Raw genomic sequence first — 17,291 nt, 5'->3', positions numbered from 1 at the left:
AGGCAACTAATTCGGCGGCCCAGCTTCCCGCTGGCGGCGTTGCCGGTTCGCCCAAGTACGACCCAGTACGAGGGCGAACCGGCGTCTTGCCAGCAGAAACCTGGATCCACCGACTTGATCACCGCATTTCCGGCGCGGGACACTAGTTGAACCGCTCCCGCACCGCGAGGTCGCCCCAGAAGTCGCGGAGTCGCTCGAAGCGGCCGGCGATCTCCTCGACGTCCTCGCGTTCGAGCGCGTCGACGATGGCGTTGACGTCCGCCGCCGAGGTGTCCTCCTGCAGCTGCTCGTCGGTCATCAGCTGGACGAGGCCGCCGTAGTCCAGCTCCACGGCCGAGGACTCGTGGAAGTGCTCCAGCCAGCGGCCCGTGTCCTGCAGGACCTTCGTCGGGCCCTGGTCGCCCATCACCCGCTCGGCCAGCTCGTGCGCCTTCCCCACCCGCTCGCGGGCGTCGGAGATGGCCACCCGCCAGCACACCCGCCGCCGCGGGTCGTCCCGCGTGGCCAGGACCAGGTGCCGCCGCTCGGGATCCACCAGCGTGAACCACGGCAGCGGCACGGTCCAGGTGGTCGACACGACGTGGACGGCACCGCTGGGCAGCTCGGCCAGCACCCGCGTCGCCTTCTCCCGCACGGTGTCCGCGGGAACGGTCAGCGCGGCCTCCCGCAGCACCTCCTGGGACGTCGCCAGGAAGCCCACCAGTGCCGCCGCCGCGCGGGCCCGGACGTCGAGCGGGCACACCAGCGGCTCCGAGCCGGCCAGCCCCGGGACCGACGAAGGGGACAGCACCAGCACGTCCCGGAGGGCCCGCGGCGACGGCGAGCCGTTCGTCAACTCGCCGGGCAGCAGGGCCGGCGGCCGAGACAGCTGTGATCTGAACCACAGGTCCCGCTCCCGGTCAGCTACCGTGGAGTAGTCGATTTGGGGTTTTTGTACCGATTCTCGGACGCGGTCGGCCACGTCCGAGTCGAATGAGGACAACGGTTCGTACACCCTCAGGTAGGCGACGAACGGTCGAGGCACGTGCGCATGGTTTCACGGTTCGGCCGAACGCGATCAGTCGGCACTCGAACGCCGTGCCCCTTCGCGCTGAACCCCCTCGGCACGGTACGGTAGTTAACAGGAACCAGTTGTCGAGATCAGCGGGGCCGCCGTTTCCCCGGCCGCCCCGCACTTGTGCGAGGGGGTCGAGCCATGGGGCGCGGCCGGGCAAAGGCTAAGCAGACCAAGGTAGCCCGAGAGCTCAAATACAGCACTCAGCAGACGGACTTCGAGGCGCTGCAGCGAGAGCTGTCCGGCGGCAAGTCCTCTGAGGGCGGCAACGGCGACGAGGCCTTCGACGACGACGCTTATGACGACGACGATTACCGTCGCTGATACTTGAAGGGCACCCGGTGGGTGCCCTTCAAGTGCGTGTGGCCTCAGGGATGCGTGATGTAACGGACCTGGCCAGCCTTGGCCTTGTCCTGCGCCGCGCGTGCGTCCGCGATCTCGGCCCTGGTCGAGACCTCGGGCACGCCCACCTCCCACCAGGCATCGGCATCCGTCCATGACGAAGGATGCGTGCGGATCACCACGACCGCGGGCCGACCGGCTCGCGCGAACGTGCGGGCCCGCGCGTAGGCGGCCGCGAGGCCGCCGAGCTCGTCGACCGTGAGCACGGCGCAGCCCAGTGCTGTGGCGTGTGCCGCGAAGTCCACTCTGGGGGGCTGCGGAAGCGGTGAGCGGCAGTCGGCGTACATGTTGTTGAACGCCGACCCGCCGTTGCCGCGTTGCAACCGGTCGATCACCGCGTAGCCGTCGTTGTCGCAGACCACGGCCACGAACCCGTGCCCCGCGAACGCGGCCGAGTACAGCTCCGAGTTCAGCATCAGGTACGAGCCGTCGCCGAGCATCGTCGTCACCACGCCGTCCGGCCGGCCCATCGCGGCGCCCCAGGCGCCGGCCAGTTCGTAGCCCATGCACGAGAAGCCGTACTCGACGTCCATGCCCGGACCGTCCGGCAGTGCCCGCCAGCCGCCGATCAGCTCGCCCGGCAGCCCGCCGGACGCGGTCATCACGTAGTCACCCGGCTCGGCCGCGTCGTTGACGACGCCGACGACCTGCGCATACGTGGGCAGCCCGGCCGCGGGCGCACGCAGTCCGTCGATGTAGTCGTCCCAGCGTCCCCGCTCCACCGCCGCCCGCCGCGTCCAGGCCGGGTCCACCGGCCACTCGTCGAACGACAGCTCACGCAGCGTCTCCCGCGCGTCGCCGACCACCGCGAGCGCGCCGTGCTTGACCGCGTCGAACCGGGCCGTGTTGACGCTGACCAGCCGCACGCCCGGCGCGAACACCGACCAGGACGCGGTCGTGAAGTCCTGCAGCCGGGTGCCGACCGCGAGGACGAGGTCGGCGTCCGCCGCGAGGGCGTTCGCCGAGGAGGAGCCGGTGATGCCGAGCGGGCCGGCGTGGAGTGGGTGGTCGTGCCGCACGAGCGTGCGGCCCGCGGTGGTCTCCGTGAGCGGCACGCCGTGCCGCTCGGCGAACGCCACCGCCTCCTCGACCGCCCCCGAGTACCGGACGCCACCGCCCAGCACGAGCAGTGGCCGCCGGCTGGCCTGGAGCAGGTCGGCGGCATGCGCCAGGACCCCGGCGTCCGGCCGGGGCCGCGGCGGCCGATGCACCACCGGCTCGAACAGCGACACCGGGAAGTCGAACGCCTCCGCCTGCACGTCCTGCGGCAGCGCGAGCGTCACCGGACCACAGTCGGCCGGGTCGGTGAGGACCCGAGCGACCTGCGGCAACGCCGCCAGCAGCTGCTCCGGCCGGGTGATCCGGTCGAAGTAGCGGCTGACGGCCCGGAACGCGTCGTTGACGGTCGCGGTGCCGTCGCCGAAGTGCTCCACCTGTTGCAGCACGGGGTCCGGCGCTCTGTTGACGAACGTGTCGCCCGGCAGGAGCAGCAGGGGCAACCGGTTGGCGTGCGCGACCCCGGCCGCGGTGACCATGTTCAGCGCGCCCGGCCCGATCGACGACGTGGCCACGCCGACCTGCCGCCGGTGCGTGGCCTTCGCGTAGCCGACCGCCGCGAGCGCCATGCCCTGCTCGTTCTGCCCACGCCACACCGGCAGGCCGGACTCGGCCAGCGCCGTGCCGAGGCCGAGCACGTTCCCGTGCCCGAAGATCGCGAAGACGCCGCCGAAGAGCGGCGCCTCGCCGCCGTCCATCAGCTCGGTCCGCTGCGCCGCCAGCCACCGGACGAGAGCCTGTGCCGTCGTGAGCCGCACTAGCCCGCCTCCCCGGATTTCCTGTGTGTGGTTGCGCCCCGACGCAGGTGCCGGTACGGAGGCGGATCGTGGCTGAGCGCCGTCACGTTCCCCTGAGGTATCTGCTGGTCAGGTGCGGGCTTCCGCGCAAAGATCCAAGTGACTGGCACTATCCGGCGACCTCCCGAAGTTCGTGCTCCAGCGCCTCCAGCTCGGCCCCGCCGGCCATCTGCTGGGTCAGGTCCTCGATGGAGATCTCGGACTTCTCGTACGAGCCGAGGCTCTGCCCCCGCTTGAGCACCAGGAACCGGCTGCCGACCGGGTAGGCGTGCCGCGGGTTGTGCGTGATCAGCACGACGCCCAGCCCACGGCCGGCCGCCTGCGCGACGTACCGCAGCACCACGCCCGACTGCTTCACGCCGAGTGCCGCGGTCGGCTCGTCGAGGATGAGCACCTTCGCGCCGAAGTGGATGGCCCGCGCGATGGCCACGCACTGCCGCTCTCCGCCGGAGAGCGTGCCGACCGGCTGCTCGACGTCCCGCAGGTCGATGCCCATCTCGGCAAGCGACTCCCGGGCGATCCGCCTGCCGGCGCGCCGGTCGAGCCGCTGGAACGGCCCGAACCCGGTGGTCGGCTCCGAGCCGAGGAAGAAGTTCCGCCACACGCTCATCAGTGGCACCACCGCCAGGTCCTGGTGCACGGTCGCGATGCCCGCGTCCAGCGCGTCCCGTGGCGAGGCGAACGTCGTCGGCTCGCCGTTGACGAGGAACCGGCCGGAGTCGTGCCGGTGCACGCCGGAGAGGATCTTGATGAGCGTGGACTTGCCGGCCCCGTTGTCGCCGAGCACGCAGGTCACCTCGCCCGCGTTGACGACCGTCGACACGTCCCGCAGCGCGATCACGCTGCCGTAGCTCTTGCCGATGTTCTCGACCTCGATCAGCGCCGGCCGTCCCGAACCCTCAGTCATCGCCGTACCCTCTCCGCTCGCCGCCGGAAGGTGTTGTTCACGAGCACCGCGCCGAGCAGCATGATGCCGAGGAAGAGCATGAACCAGTCGGAGTTCCAGTTCGCGAACACGATGCCCTGCCGGGCCATGCCGAAGATCAGCGCGCCGATCGCGGCGCCGACCGCCGAGCCGAAACCGCCGGTCAGCAGGCAGCCGCCGATCACGGCCGCGATGATGTACTGGAACTCGAGGCCGATGCCCTCGTTGGCCTGCGCGGTCGTGTAGCGCAGGATGTTGATCGTGCCGACCAGCCACCCGGCGGCGGCGGTCGTCATGAACAGCAGGATCTTCGTGCGGGCCACCGGCACCCCGACCGCCCGCGCGCTCGGTGCCGCGCCGCCGACCGCGAAGATCCAGTTCCCGAACTTCGTCCGCAGCAGCACCCAGGCTGCCAGCGCGGCGAACGCGATCCACCAGATGATCGAGATGCGGAACGCCGTGTCGCCGATGTTGAACCAGGACGCGAACACGAACCCGCTGGACTCGTAGCCGCCCGCGCGGCGCATGCCGGACACCTGCACGGAGTTCGTGACCAGGCGGGTGATGCCCAGGTTCAGGCCCTGCAGCGCGAGGAACGTGCCGAGCGTGACGATGAAGCTCGGCAGCCCGGTCCGTACCACCAGCAGGCCGTTCAGCGCACCGACCCCGAGCGCGAAGACCAGCGAGATCAGGATCGCGAGCCAGATGTTCACGCCGGCCTTGGTGGCCAGCATGGCCGTCACGAGCGCGGTCGACCCGGTCATCACGCCGGCGGACAGGTCGAACTCGCCGCCGATCATCAGCAGCGCGACCGCGACGGCCATGATGCCGAGCGTCGCGGAGTCGTCCAGCCAGGTCGCGATGCCGCCCATGGTCAGGAACTTGTCGGTCACGATCGAGAAGAACAGGAACACCACGATCGCGCCGAGCAGGGCGCCGATCTCCGGCCGCACCACCAGCCGGGTCACCAGCGAGTTCCGCGCCAGCCGCTCGTCGGTCGAAACGTCTACGGTCGTCATCCGGCTCACCTGGTCCCTCGCACGGTGTACTTCCCGACCTGGTCCGCGTTGGACTTGTCGACGAAGCCCGGCCCGGTGAACACGGGCAGTCCGCCGCCGAGCGTGTTGCCGTTGTCCCGGTACAGCTTCAGCATCACGATCGGCAGGTAGCCCTGCTCGTACTGCTGCTGGTCAACGGCGAAGAGGATCTTGCCGGCCTTGATCGAGTTCACCACGTCGGTGTTGAGGTCGAACGTGGCGATCGCGGCCTTGACGCCCGCGCTCGCCGCCGCCGACACCGCGAGGTCGGCGACCTGCGAGTTCAGCGTCAGCACGCCGTCGATGGTCGGGTCGGTCTGCAGCGCGCCACGCATGCGGGACTCGGTGTCGGTGGGGTTGTTGATGTCGACCTGCAGGTTGGTGACCTTGCCGCCGAAGCCGTCCTTGGCGCCCTGGCAGCGGTCGTTGAGACCGGAGTTGGCGGCCTCGTGGATCACGCAGAGGATGTTCTTCTTGCCCTCGTTCTTCAGCCGCTCGCCCGCGGCCTTGCCGGCCACCGTCTCGTCCTGGCCGACGTGGGCGATCGCGCCGAACTCCTTGCTCTCGTCGGCGCCGGAGTTGATCGTGATGACCGGGATGCCGGCACGCACGGCGGCCTCGATGGAGTCCTTCAGCGCGTCCGGGTTGGCCATGGAGACGACGAGCCCGGTCTTGCCCTGCGCGACGGCGTTGTCGATGAGCTTGGCCTGCGCGTCGGGTTTGCCGTCGCCGTTGTAGGTGACCTTGACACCGAGGTCGCGGCCGGCGTCCTCGGCACCGTTCTTCACCACGCTCCAGAAGGCGTCACCCCCGCTGCCGTGGGTGATCACCGCGAAGTCCAGCGGCGCCGAGGTGTCGACGCCCTGCGGCGCCGCACCCGGTTCGGGTCCGGTCTCCGCTGACGGCCCGGTACACGCGGCGAGCGCGAGGGCGGCGGCCACCGCCGACAACACCCGCCACGGCCGGACGGAGGTCTTCGACATCGTTGTCTCTCTTCTCCTGTCTCTGTCCAATGGGTCGCTGTCCGTGAAGGGGCCGGTCAGTCCGGCGAGGTCTCCTTCACCGCGCTCCCTGCCCAGAGTCTGTCGAGGTGGTCAAGGCTCTGCCGGGTGTGCTGGCGTGGTGTCCCGTCCGCCGTGGGGCCCGAACCGAGGGTGGTGTCCTGCTCGAGCACGTACCAGCCGTCGTAGTCGTTGTCCCGCAACAGGTTCAGCAATGTGTCGAGGTCGACGTCGCCGGCGCCGAGCGGGGTGTAGATGCCCTGCGCGACGGCGTCGGTGTAGGTGCGGTCGCCCCGCCGGACCTGCTCGGCGAGGTCCCGCCGGACGTCCTTGAGGTGCACGTGCCCGACCCGGTGCGGGTGGCGGCGCACCAGGTCGACGGGGTCGGTGCCGCCGATCAGCAGGTGTCCGGTGTCGACGCACAGCGGCAGGTCGGAGTCGTGCACGAACCGCTCGACCTCGGCCCTGGTCTCGACGTGCGTGCCGACGTGCGGGTGCAGCACGGTCCTCAGTCCCGCGGCGGCCGCGCGGGCGGCGACGCGGCCGGCGTTCTCGACGAGCGTGCCCCATTCCCGGTCGGACAGGGCGGGGCGCTCGTCGTAGCCGTCGAGTCCGGTCGCGGCGGCGAGCACGAGCACCTCACCGCCGGCTTCCGCCAGCAGAGCGGCCACCGGGTCCACCGAGTCCACTGTGGACGTCCGGTGGAGGGGGGTCGCGTAGAAGCCGCCCACCAGGCCGAGATCGTAGTTGGCGAGCAGCTCACGCAGCTCGGTCGCCTCGGTCGGCAGGTAGCCCGGTGGGCCGAGCTCCGTCGCCGTGAGACCGAGTGCGGCCATCTCGCCGAGGACGGTCGTGGGTGGCAGGACGCGTCCCCAGCCGGGCACTTCGCAGACACCCCAGGTGATGGGCGCGGCGGCGAGCTTGGTCATAGCTCACTCCGCACGGGTCGGCCCGTTCGGCGGGACCGTTCACAGGCCTCGGCAAGACGCAGGCTGACAAGACTGTCACGGGCGGGCGAGGGGTTCTCCGCGCGGCCGGCGACCACCTCGGTGAAGACCACCATCTCGTTGCGGTAGGCGTGGCGGAACCGGTCCGGGAAGCCGGGGTAGGCGTCGTGGTTGTGGCTCTCGGCGTTGAGCGGGGTACGCGGGTCGAGGCCGATGGCCACGGAGTCGCGGGCAGCCAGCACCTCGATGCGGTGGTCGTAGCCGAGCGGATCGTGGCGGCCGCCGGACAGGACCGCGTGCGCGCCGCCGGCGAACTTAAGCAGCACCACGGCGTTGTCGACGTCGTCGGCCCGCGCGAAGGCCTCGTTGACCTGCACGGACCCCGACGCGTACACCTCCACCACCGGCTCGTTCACCAGCCACGGAACGGCGTCGAGGTCGTGGATGAGCAGGTCGCGGAAGATGCCGCCCGAGGTCGGCAGGTAGGCGAAGTCCGGCGGGTTGGCGTCGAAGCCGGTGGCGCGGACGTGGTAGACCGCACCCAGCTCACCGCTGGTGATGCGGCGGCGCAGGTCGACCATGGCGGGGTCGAAGCGCCGCTGGAACCCCACGAGGACGGGGACGGTCGCCGCTTCGACCTCCTCGATCAGCTCGGTCATGGCGTCGACGTGCGCCGCGATGGGCTTCTCGCAGAGCACGGGCGTGCCGGCGGCCAGGCAGGCGCGGACGAGGGTTGGGTGCGTGTCGGTGGGGGTGGCGACGAGGACGCCGTCGCTCTCCTTGAGCAGGTCGTCGAGCTCCGGCACGGCGCGGGTGGCGGGCTCGGTGGCCGCCAGCTCGGCGCGACCGGGCACCGGGTCGTAGAGGAGAACCTCGTCCACCTGCGGCAACGCGTTCAGGTTGGCCGCGTGCATCGTGCCGATGCGGCCGACCCCAGCGACACCGATACGCATACGACTCCTTGCGTTGGAGCGCTCTAATCCGCCTATCCTGTTATCGCCGTCACACTCGTGTCAAGGAGGGGAGCCCGGTGGCCCGCCCCACGATGGAAGACGTCGCGGCGCGGGCGGGCGTGTCCCGGGCACTGGTGTCGCTGGTGATGCGCGGCTCGCCGAAGGTGAGCGCGGCACGGCGCGCGGCCGTACTGGCGGCGGCGGCCGAGCTGGGTTACTCGCCGCACGCCATGGCGCGTTCACTGGCGTCGCGGACCTCGCACGTGCTCGGCGTGATGGTGTCGGACCTGCACAACCCGTTCTGGGCCGAGGTGGTCGACGGGCTGGACCTGTACGCCAGGGAGGCCGGTTTCGAGCTGGTGATCAACACCGGTGGTCGCAGTCCCGTCCGGGAACACCAGGCGCTCGCGTCATTGGCGTCGTTCCGCCCGGCGGGGATCGCGCTGCTGGGCCCGGTGCTGCCGTCCTCGTCGATCGAGAAGTCGGCCGGCGAGGGCCCGGTGGTCCTGGTCTCCCGGTCGACCCGCCTGTCCACCGTGGACACGGTGAACGACGACGGCAGGACCGGCTCGGCGCTGGCCGTGGACCACCTGGTCTCGTTGGGACACCGAGAGATCGTGCACATCGACGGCGGCTCCGGCTCGCAGTCCACACCGCGCCGGACGGGTTACCGGCTGGCGATGAAGCGGCACGGCCTGGAACCGAGGGTCGTGCGCGGCGAGTACACGGAGTCCGCCGGGGCGGCGGCGATCCGCTCGCTGCACGCCCCGTTCACGGCCGTGATCGCGGCGAACGACCTGAACGCGGTGGGCGTGCTGTCCGCGCTGGCGGAGCTGGGGTTGGGGGTGCCGGCGGACGTGTCGGTGGTGGGTTACGACAACACGTGGCTGGCGGCCTTGCGACACATAGGGCTGACGACGATCGACCAGCCCCGACACGAGATGGGACGGCTGGCGGCGGAGGCGTTGATCGCGCGGGTACGTGGGGAGGTACCGAACCCGGCCAGGCTGGTGGTCCGCCCGAGCCTGGTGGTCAGAACCTCGACCGCGCCACCCAGCTAGCCGGGCACGGCGGCCGGCCCCCGATCTCCAGCCTACCGAGGGCGCCGACGATTCCCGGCTGTCGTGGTGTCGCCTGTGGACAACTCGATCGTTTGTCCACAGGCGACCTGCGTCTTCCCGAGAAACCCTTGCGGTCGGCCGGAATTGTCGGTGCCCTGCCGTAGGCTGGTGATCGGGGGCCGCAGGCGACGCGGGCCCGCGTCAGCCGACCGGCTCCTTCTCCGCGGGCTCGGGCTTCCGGGTGAAGCGGCGGATCAGCGGCCAGCACAGGATCAGCAGCACGATCACGTACACCGTCACCGAGAACGCGGTGTTCACCAGCCCGGTGAGTGACCCGTCCGAGATCTGTAGCGCACGCCGCATCTGCAGCTCCGCCGCCGGGCCGAGGATGACGCCGATGATCGCCGGCAGGACCGGCAGGCCGTAGCGCCGCATCGCGAAGCCCAGCACGCCGATCACGTACAGCACGATCAGGTCCATCACCTGCCCGCTCACCGCGTACGCGCCCACCGACGCGAAGAACAGGATCCCCGCGTACAGGTACGGCCTCGGCACCTTCAGCAGCTTCGCCCAGACCGGCGCCAGCGGCAGGTTCAGCGCCAGCAGCAACACCGTGCCGACGAACAGGCTCGCGATCAGGCCCCACACCAGCCCCGGCTCCCGCTCGAACAGCAGCGGCCCCGGCTGGATCCCGTACTGCTGGAACGCCGCCAGCATCACCGCGGCCGTCGCTGTCGTCGGCAGGCCCAGGGACAGCATCGTCACGAGCGTGCCGGACGCCGACGCGGACGCCGTCGACTCCGGGCCGGCCACGCCCTCGATCGCGCCCTTGCCCCACTCGTCCTTGTGCTTCGACAGCCGGCGTTCGGCCACGTACGACAGGAACGTCGGGATCTCCGCGCCACCGGCGGGAATCGCGCCGAACGGGAAGCCGATCAGCGGGCCGCGCAGCCACGGCTTCCACGTGCGCCGCAGGTCCGACCGGGACAGCCAGGGGCGGCCGACCGGGATCGGTTCGTCGAGGTTGTGCCGCAGCCGCGACGCGATCCACAGCGACTCGCCCACCGCGAACAGGCCGACCGCCACGATCACGACGTCGATCCCGTCGGCCAGTTGCAGCGAGCCGAACGTCAGCCTGGACTGGCCGCTCTGCGGGTCGAGCCCGACGAGCCCGATCGTCAGGCCGATGAGCAGCGACGCGAACCCGCGCACCCGCGACCTGCCGAGCACCGACGTCACCGCGATGAACGCCAGCACCATGATCGCGAAGTAGTCCGGGGCGCCGATGTCGACGGCCAGCGACGCGATCACCGGTGCCAGCAGCACGATCCCGATCGTGCCGATCATCGCGCCGGCGAAGTGGCCGATGGCCGCCGCCGCCAGTGCCTGCGCGCCCCGGCCGCGTTTGGCCATCTGGTTGCCCTCGATGGCCGTCACCACCGCCGCCGTCTCACCCGGCGTGTTCAGCAGGATCGACGTGGTCGAGCCGCCGAACATGCCGCCGTAGTAGATGCCGGCGAACATGATCAGCGCGGCGGTCGGGTCGAGTCCGTAGGTGACCGGCAGCAGCAGTGCCACCGCCATCGCCGGGCCGATGCCCGGCAGGACGCCGATGAACGTCCCGAGCAGCACGCCGATGGCCGCCAGCAACAGGTGCAGGGGCGTCAGCGCGGTGCCGAACCCGTCGATGAGCTGGGTCAGGGAGTCCACGTCAGAACACCTCCATCAGCGGGCCACCCGGCAGCGGCACGCCGAGCAGGTTGTTGAACAGCACGAACGTGACGATCGACATGCCCGCGGCGATCAGCGGGTCACGCACGAAGTTCCTGCTGCCCAGGGCATACGCCGCGCCCCAGAACAGGACCGCACCGGAGACCGGGAACCCGACGGTGCCGATCAGCGCGGCGTTGGCCAGGAACGCCGCCGACAGCAACAGGACCGTGCGCCAGTCGCTCGGCGCCGTCAGGTCGATGTCCTCGCCGGCCTCGGCCTCGCCCTTGCCGCCCCGCAGGACGTCCCGCGCCAGCAGCGCGGCCGTCACCAGCAGCAGCACGCCGACGAGGACCGGCACGGCCTTCGGCCCGACCGGCCCGCGCTGGGCGAGGTCGGTCGGGATGCGGAGCGCGTCGACCAGCACCAGCACACCGAGCACCGCCAGCAACGCGCAGATGCCCAGCTCGGAACGGTCCTTCCACGTTGGCTTCTTCTCGACCGTGGTCGTCATCTAGAGCCCCAGATCCGACAGGACCGAGGCGACCCGGTCGTTCTCGTCGGCGAGGAAGTCGCCGAACTGCTTGCCGGGCAGGAACGCGGGCGTCCACCCGTTGGTCTTCAGCGCCTCGCGCCACTGCTTCGTGTCCTGCAGGTCGGTGAACAGGCGCACGAGCTTGTCCGTGTCGCCGGCCGGGATGCCCGGCGGCGCGACGATCCCGCGCCAGTTGGTGAACTCGACGTCCACATCGGACTCCCGCAGCGTCGGCGCATCGATGCCGTCGATCCGGTCCTTGCTGGTCACCGCGAGCACCCGCAGGTCGCCGGAGGCGATCTGGTCGCGGTACTCCCCGACGCCGGAGACGCCGAACGCGATCTTGCCGCCGAGGACGGACGCGAGCAGCTCACCGCCGCCGTCGTAGGACACGTAGTTGACGTTCTTCGGCGCGAGCCCGATGGCCTTGGCGAACAGCATCGGCGCGAGGTGGTCCGGCCCGCCCGGCGAGGACCCGCCGCCGACCGCCACCTTGCCCGGGTCGGCCTTCCACGCGTCGATCAGCTGCGCGATGTCCCGGTAGGGCGAGTCCTTGGCCACCACGACGATGTCCGGCTCCTGGATGAGCCGCGCGATCGGCGTGGTGTCCTGCAGCGACGACGGCGAGTTGTTCGTGTGGACGCTGCCGACGACACCCAGGCCCATCGACATGATCAGCTTCTCGTTGCCGGCCTCGTTGACCAGCCGGCCGAGGCCGACCGTGCCGCCCGCGCCCGGCAGGTTGAAGACCTCGACGCTACGGGTGAGGCCCGCGTCCTCCATGGCCTTCGCGGCCGTCCTGGCGGTGATGTCGTAGCCGCCGCCCGGGGTGTTGGGCACCATGATCCGCAGACCACGCACCTGGGCGCCGGGATCGTCGGCATCGCCCGCGGAGACCAGCGGCGGGATCACCAGCACGGCGGCAAGCGCGCCGAGTGCGGCGATCCATGGTTTGACACTCATCCGCATCGAGCCTCTCTGCTCGGGATTTGCCTGCTGATGGTGCCTGGGGGTTACCGTCTTGTCGTCTTAGTCGCACAGCGGTCGTTGTGTTCGTTCTGGTCACGAGGAGCGTGAAGCGGGATGGGGAGGTGGGTGGGAGGCGACCGGGCGCCGTTGTCGAGGCAGCTGCTCGGCTGGCAGCTGCTGATCGTCGTCGCGCTGCTCGCCGCCGTCACCGTGTTCTCGACGGTCCAGTCCAACAACAGCTTCCAGGACAACGAGGGCCGTCGCCTGCTGTCGGTCGCCGAGGACGTCGCCGCGACACCGGCGGTCCGGCCCGCCCTGACCGACGCGTTGCGCCGCTACCAGCTGACGCCGTTCGCCAGGAACGCGGAGAACCTGTCCGGCGCCGACTTCGTGATCATCACGTTGCCGGACCTGACCATCCTGACCTCACCGGACCCGAGCCAGGTGAAGACCAGGCTGCCCGTCGGCGACTCCATGATCAGGACCGGCCGGTCGTGGGTCGGTGTGGTCGGCGACTCGCTCGTGGCGCACGTGCCGGTGATCGGCAACTGCGTCCACGACGACGACAGGTACTGCGGCCAGGTGGTCGGCGTCGTGGCGGCCGGGGTCGAGACGCCGACGTTCCTTCAGGGGCTCGTGAACTCGCCGGGCGCGGCGCTGCTGATCCTCGGCATCGCGACGGTCATCGGCGTCGTCGGGTCGCTGCTGCTGGCCGGTCGGGTCAAGCGGCAGACGTTCGGGTTGGAGCCGCGGGAGATCGCCGGGCTGGTCGAGCACCGCGAGGCCATGCTGCACGGCATCCGCGAGGGTGTCGTCGGCCTCGACACGACGCACCGGATCACGCTCGCCAACGACCAGGCGCGGCTACTGCTGTCCCTGCCGGCCGACGCGGTCGGCCGCTCGGTCGGCGAGCTGGGCCTGAACGACCGGCTCGTGGACGTGCTGACCGGGCGCGCGGGCGACGGCGCCGACGAGATCGCGTTGCGCCGCGGCCGGGTGCTGATCATGAACCGGATGCCGATCTCGTCCGGCGGCACCGCGGTCGGCGCGGTGGTGACACTGCGGGACCGCACGGAGATCGTCGCGCTGCAACAGGAGCTGGACATCAACCGCGGCACCACCGACGCGTTGCGGGCGCAGGCACACGAGTTCACCAACCGCCTGCACACGATCGCCGGGCTGATCGAGCTGGGCGAGTACGAGGAGGTGCGCCGGTTCGTCAGCCGGGTCAGCGACACCCGCGAGGCGTGGCACGCCGAGGTGAGCGCGCGGATCGGCGACACGGCGGTGGCGGCGCTGCTGATCGCCAAGGCGAGCGTCGCGGCGGAACACAGTGTGGGGCTGCGGCTCACGCCGTCGAGCAGGTTGGGCGAGGTGGCCGAGTCGCTGTCCGCGGACCTGGTCACGGTGATCGGCAACCTGGTGGACAACGCGATCGACGCGCTGGCGGGCGCGGGCTGGATCGAGGTGGACATCCGGAACTCGGACGGCGAGGTGCTGGTGGTGGTCACGGACTCCGGGCCCGGGGTGGCGCCGGACCTGGCGGAGGAGATCTTCCGGCACGGCTTCACCACGAAGGCCGCGGAAGAGGGCGGTCAGCGTGGGCTCGGCCTGGCGCTGACCAGGCAGACCTGCCGCCGCCGCGGTGGCTCGGTCGAGGTGCGCGGCGCCGTTTTCACCGCACGGCTTGGAGTTGACGCATGAGCCGAGCTCACGAGGCGAGTCGGCCGATCCGGGTGCTGATAGTCGACGACGACTTCATGGTGGCGAAGGTCCACAGTGGATACGTCGCCAGGACGCCCGGGTTCGAGGTGGTCGGCGTGGCGCACACGGGGATGGACGCGTTGCGCGCGGTCGCCGACCTGCGGCCGGACCTGGTGCTGCTGGACATCTACCTGCCGGACATGGACGGGGTGTCCGTGCTGCGTGAGCTGCGCTCGTCGAGCAGCGCCGACACCGACGTCATCGTGATCAGCGCGGCGACGGACGTGGAGACGGTGCGGGCGGCCATGCGAGGCGGCGTGCTGCACTACCTGATCAAGCCGTTCACGTATGCGGCGCTTTATGACCAGCTCAAGCACTTCGCGGCACTGCACGAGCGGCTCGGCGCGCTGTCGGAGGCCGGTCAGTCCGATGTGGACCAGGTGTTCGCGGGGCGGCCGAGCGGGGCGACCCCGCTGCCGAAGGGCCTGTCCGGCGAGACGGCGGCACTGGTCGGGCGCGTGCTGCGGGAGTCCACGGAGGACGCTTCGGCGGCCGAGTGCGCGGCACGCACCGACATCTCGCGGGTCAGCGCGCGCCGCTACCTCGAACACTTCGTGGCCACCGGCCAGGCGGGCGTCCGCCTCCGCTACGGCACCGGCCGGCCGGAACGGCGCTACTACTGGACTTCCCGGTGACCGCGTCCCGTTCGGGGCCCCACAACGTGCCGTGCCCACGAAAGGCTGAATACCAGCGGGCACTGAGTACCCGTCAGTAGCCTGCCCGGCGTGACGAACTCAACACCACCCGAGCCCCGCCGTCGCCCCGCCCGCGCCGCGACACGGCACGCGCTGCTGACCGCAGCGGTCGCCGTCTTCGCGCGCCAGGGCATCGCCCGCACGTCGTTGTCCGAGATAGCGGCGGAGGCAGGACTCACCAAGGGCGCCGTCTACTCCAACTTCGCCAGTAAAGACGAACTTCTGCTGGCGATCATGGAAAATCACCTGATCGAGCGCATGTGCGACGCCACCGTGGTCTTCGACGCGGAACTGTCCACACCGGACGCGCTACGCCGAGCCGGCGCCCGGCTGCTCGCGTCGATGGTCGCGGACGCGACATGGCACCAGCTGCTGCTGGAGTACTGGACCCTGGCGGTCCATGATGAGACGGTGATGTCCACGCTGGCCGCCAAGCGCCGGGAGCTCCACGCGACGGTCACGCACGCCATCGCGACCGCGGCCGCCGCGTACGGCGTCGTGCTGCCGATCAGCGCGGACGAGCTGACGGTCACGCTGATGGCACTGTCCAACGGCTACGCCGTGGAACGCTCGATCGACGAGTCGGCCGTCCCGGACGACCTCTTCGAGAAGGTCCTGACGCTGCTCGTGCGGGCGTGACGGTCAGTCGTCCGGGCGGACCCGGCGCGTCTGCTTGGTCCGGCCGCGCCGCTTCTTCTCCGCCAGGCGCCGTTCCTTGGCCCCCTTGCTCGGCTTGGTCGGCCGGCGCTTCGGGGGCGGCGGCGCGGCGGCGGAGCGCAGCACCGAGGCCATCCGCTCCCTGGCCTCCGCGCGGTTGGCCAGCTGCGCCCGCTGGGTACTGACCGCCACCGTCAGCACGCCGCCCGCCAACCGGCTGGCCAGGCGGGCGAGCAGCCGCTCCCGCAGCCACTCCGGGATCGACGGCGACGACCCGATGTCCCAGGACAGCTCCACCCGGCTGTCCGTCGTGTTCACGCCCTGCCCGCCCGGTCCGGACGACCGGGAGAACCGCTCGGTGAGCTCCGCCGCCGGCACCACGAACCGGTGCCCGACCTCCAGGTCAGGCACCGGCGGCGACCTTCGCGACCAGGGTGCACAGCTCGTCGTCGCTCAGCACCACCCGTGCGCCGTTCGGCGGCGCGGAGGCCCCCATCGAGGGGGCGGTCCTGTTCGACGCCACCGCGTAGATGCGCAGGCCGTCCGCCAGGACGGCGGACGCGGTGGTGCGGCGCTCCCCGTCCGTGTCCTCGAAGTGCGCCACCACGATCTTCCCGCTGTTCCTGCCCCGGACCGAGCAGTCGCTGGCTCTCGGGACCGTCGTGGCGCACTCTTCGACGTCGATGGTGACGTCGACCGAGTGGCCGACGATGACCTGCACCAGTCCCTGCCTGCCCGACTGGTACGCATCCCCCTGGAAGACGTACTGGCCGCCGGTCAGCCGGAACCGCGGCGCGTCGGTCTGCCCGGGCAGCGGCTGGATCTCCTTCGCCGCCAGGACGCCCGCAGCGTAGAACGCGTTGGTCAGCCGCGCCGCGCTGAGCCCGGTCGGCGTCACCGAGCTCGGCGGTGCCTTGATGTGCGTCGTCACCGGGAGGGACGGGCCCGGCGGTGCCTGGTAGGTGCTGCTCGCGGCCGGCGGCAGCCTCTCCGGCTCGGAGCCGGACACGCTGGTGAGCATCGCGGCGCCCACCGCGGCCACCACGACCGCCGCCACGACGCCGCCCGCCTCGAAGGTCCGCTTCCTGCGCAGACGTCTGCGACCCCGTTCGATGACCTCGTCGCGGTCGAGCCGCAGCGGCGGCTCATCGCCGAACGCCCTGCCGAGCAGGTCCTTGACGTCGTCGTTCACCCGCCGTCCCCCGCCCCGGCCAGATCTCCGGACAGCAGCCGACGCAGTGCGGCCAGGCCCTTCGCGGCCTGGCTCTTGATCGTGCCCTCGCTCTTTCCCAGTGCGTGAGCGGTCTCGGTGACCGAGAGATCCTCCCAGTAGCGGAGCACGACGACCGCACGCTGGCCGGCGGGCAGCTGGGCGAGCGCACGCCGCACGTCCACCGCGTCCTCGACGCCGTAGGACTGGGTCGAGGACACCTCCGGCAGATCCTCGACGACCGACTCGCGCCTGCGGTAGGCCTTGCGGGACTCGTCGATGGCGGTGCGCACCATGATCTTCCGAGAGTACGCGTCGACGCTGCCGTCCCGGCGTATCCGCGGCCAGGCGACATAGATCTTCGTCAGTGTCGTCTGCACGAGATCCTCCGCCCGATGCCAGTCACCTCCGCACAACAGGTACGCGGTTCGGCGCATGACTGCGGCCCGGCTGTCGAGGTACTCCCCGAACTCGGCGTCGCGGTCCTGCACGCCCCCTCGTTCCTCTCGGTCGCCCCG

The 17,291-nt window shown here is 70.9% G+C and carries 18 protein-coding genes; 5 read left to right on the top strand and 13 right to left on the bottom strand.

All coding sequences use genetic code 11. The annotated features are described in order from the left end of the window. Positions 1 to 142: 142 nt before the first annotated feature. Positions 143 to 1,024, bottom strand: a complete 882-nt coding sequence (locus VET29_RS43495; protein ID WP_324933313.1) for a hypothetical protein — start codon at positions 1,022 to 1,024, stop codon at positions 143 to 145. Between the two features lie 171 nt (positions 1,025 to 1,195). Here VET29_RS43495 and VET29_RS43490 point away from each other — a divergent pair, with 171 nt between their 5' ends. Then, entirely contained in the window at positions 1,196 to 1,378 is a 183-nt protein-coding gene (locus VET29_RS43490; protein WP_324933310.1) for a DUF3073 domain-containing protein, read from the top strand. Positions 1,379 to 1,422: 44 nt separating this feature from the next. On the opposite strand, the gene iolD is transcribed toward VET29_RS43490, so the two are convergent. The 6 genes from iolD to VET29_RS43460 form a co-directional block, all read right to left on the bottom strand. Further along, the gene (gene iolD, locus VET29_RS43485; protein ID WP_324933308.1) at positions 1,423 to 3,270 is read right to left on the bottom strand and encodes a 3D-(3,5/4)-trihydroxycyclohexane-1,2-dione acylhydrolase (decyclizing); all 1,848 of its coding nucleotides are present in this window, start codon (positions 3,268 to 3,270) and stop codon (positions 1,423 to 1,425) included. Positions 3,271 to 3,418: 148 nt separating this feature from the next. After that, positions 3,419 to 4,216, bottom strand: coding sequence for an ATP-binding cassette domain-containing protein (locus tag VET29_RS43480; RefSeq protein ID WP_324933305.1), 798 nt, complete (start codon positions 4,214 to 4,216; stop codon positions 3,419 to 3,421). Beyond that, positions 4,213 to 5,253: an ABC transporter permease gene (locus tag VET29_RS43475; protein ID WP_324933302.1), complete on the bottom strand. Its 1,041-nt coding sequence runs from the start codon at positions 5,251 to 5,253 to the stop codon at positions 4,213 to 4,215. Before VET29_RS43475 ends, VET29_RS43480 begins: the two co-directional genes overlap by 4 nt. A 5-nt stretch (positions 5,254 to 5,258) precedes the next feature. Then, on the bottom strand, positions 5,259 to 6,254 hold the full coding sequence (locus VET29_RS43470; protein WP_324933299.1) for a sugar ABC transporter substrate-binding protein: 996 nt from the start codon (positions 6,252 to 6,254) through the stop codon (positions 5,259 to 5,261). Positions 6,255 to 6,310: 56 nt separating this feature from the next. Beyond that, positions 6,311 to 7,201: a TIM barrel protein gene (locus tag VET29_RS43465; protein WP_324933296.1), complete on the bottom strand. Its 891-nt coding sequence runs from the start codon at positions 7,199 to 7,201 to the stop codon at positions 6,311 to 6,313. Beyond that, positions 7,198 to 8,172 carry a Gfo/Idh/MocA family oxidoreductase gene (locus VET29_RS43460; RefSeq protein WP_324933293.1) on the bottom strand — a complete coding sequence of 325 codons (975 nt, stop codon included), beginning with the start codon at positions 8,170 to 8,172 and terminating at the stop codon, positions 7,198 to 7,200. Before VET29_RS43460 ends, VET29_RS43465 begins: the two co-directional genes overlap by 4 nt. A gap of 77 nt (positions 8,173 to 8,249) precedes the next feature. On the opposite strand from VET29_RS43460, the gene VET29_RS43455 reads away from it, so the two are divergent. Next, positions 8,250 to 9,233 carry a LacI family DNA-binding transcriptional regulator gene (locus VET29_RS43455; protein ID WP_324933290.1) on the top strand — a complete coding sequence of 328 codons (984 nt, stop codon included), beginning with the start codon at positions 8,250 to 8,252 and terminating at the stop codon, positions 9,231 to 9,233. Between the two features lie 201 nt (positions 9,234 to 9,434). Here the strand turns inward: VET29_RS43455 and VET29_RS43450 are convergent, their stop codons facing one another. From VET29_RS43450 to VET29_RS43440, 3 genes are read right to left on the bottom strand one after another with little or no spacing between them, the layout of a single operon-like run. Next, positions 9,435 to 10,943: a tripartite tricarboxylate transporter permease gene (locus tag VET29_RS43450; RefSeq protein ID WP_324933286.1), complete on the bottom strand. Its 1,509-nt coding sequence runs from the start codon at positions 10,941 to 10,943 to the stop codon at positions 9,435 to 9,437. 1 nt (position 10,944) lies between these two features. Next, positions 10,945 to 11,457 carry a tripartite tricarboxylate transporter TctB family protein gene (locus VET29_RS43445; RefSeq protein ID WP_324933283.1) on the bottom strand — a complete coding sequence of 171 codons (513 nt, stop codon included), beginning with the start codon at positions 11,455 to 11,457 and terminating at the stop codon, positions 10,945 to 10,947. Then, a complete protein-coding gene (locus VET29_RS43440; RefSeq protein ID WP_324933280.1) occupies positions 11,458 to 12,441 on the bottom strand; it encodes a tripartite tricarboxylate transporter substrate binding protein in 984 nt (327 codons plus the stop codon). A 120-nt stretch (positions 12,442 to 12,561) separates the two neighbouring features. On the opposite strand from VET29_RS43440, the gene VET29_RS43435 reads away from it, so the two are divergent. The 3 genes from VET29_RS43435 to VET29_RS43425 all read left to right on the top strand — a co-directional run bounded on the left by VET29_RS43435 (position 12,562) and on the right by VET29_RS43425 (position 15,545). Further along, complete coding sequence (locus VET29_RS43435; RefSeq protein ID WP_324933277.1) at positions 12,562 to 14,151, top strand: sensor histidine kinase; 1,590 nt, start codon at positions 12,562 to 12,564, stop codon at positions 14,149 to 14,151. Further along, positions 14,148 to 14,846: a response regulator gene (locus VET29_RS43430; RefSeq protein ID WP_324933274.1), complete on the top strand. Its 699-nt coding sequence runs from the start codon at positions 14,148 to 14,150 to the stop codon at positions 14,844 to 14,846. Before VET29_RS43435 ends, VET29_RS43430 begins: the two co-directional genes overlap by 4 nt. A 90-nt stretch (positions 14,847 to 14,936) precedes the next feature. Then, positions 14,937 to 15,545 carry a TetR/AcrR family transcriptional regulator gene (locus VET29_RS43425; RefSeq protein ID WP_324933272.1) on the top strand — a complete coding sequence of 203 codons (609 nt, stop codon included), beginning with the start codon at positions 14,937 to 14,939 and terminating at the stop codon, positions 15,543 to 15,545. A gap of 3 nt (positions 15,546 to 15,548) precedes the next feature. On the opposite strand, the gene arfB is transcribed toward VET29_RS43425, so the two are convergent. From arfB to VET29_RS43410, 3 genes are read right to left on the bottom strand one after another with little or no spacing between them, the layout of a single operon-like run. Continuing rightward, positions 15,549 to 15,974 (bottom strand): alternative ribosome rescue aminoacyl-tRNA hydrolase ArfB, encoded by a 426-nt coding sequence (arfB, locus tag VET29_RS43420; protein WP_324933269.1) that lies wholly within the window; start codon positions 15,972 to 15,974, stop codon positions 15,549 to 15,551. Then, positions 15,967 to 16,755, bottom strand: a complete 789-nt coding sequence (locus VET29_RS43415) for a hypothetical protein (RefSeq protein ID WP_324933266.1) — start codon at positions 16,753 to 16,755, stop codon at positions 15,967 to 15,969. Before VET29_RS43415 ends, arfB begins: the two co-directional genes overlap by 8 nt. Further along, the gene (locus VET29_RS43410) at positions 16,752 to 17,264 is read right to left on the bottom strand and encodes a SigE family RNA polymerase sigma factor (RefSeq protein WP_324933263.1); all 513 of its coding nucleotides are present in this window, start codon (positions 17,262 to 17,264) and stop codon (positions 16,752 to 16,754) included. The genes VET29_RS43415 and VET29_RS43410 overlap by 4 nt, the downstream gene beginning before the upstream one ends. Between the last annotated feature and the right edge of the window lie 27 nt (positions 17,265 to 17,291).

This window comes from Actinophytocola sp. (genome assembly GCF_035634895.1).
Taxonomy (GTDB): domain Bacteria; phylum Actinomycetota; class Actinomycetes; order Mycobacteriales; family Pseudonocardiaceae; genus Actinophytocola.
Note: the sequence above shows the minus strand (reverse complement) of the source record. Positions and strands in the feature narration are given on the sequence as shown.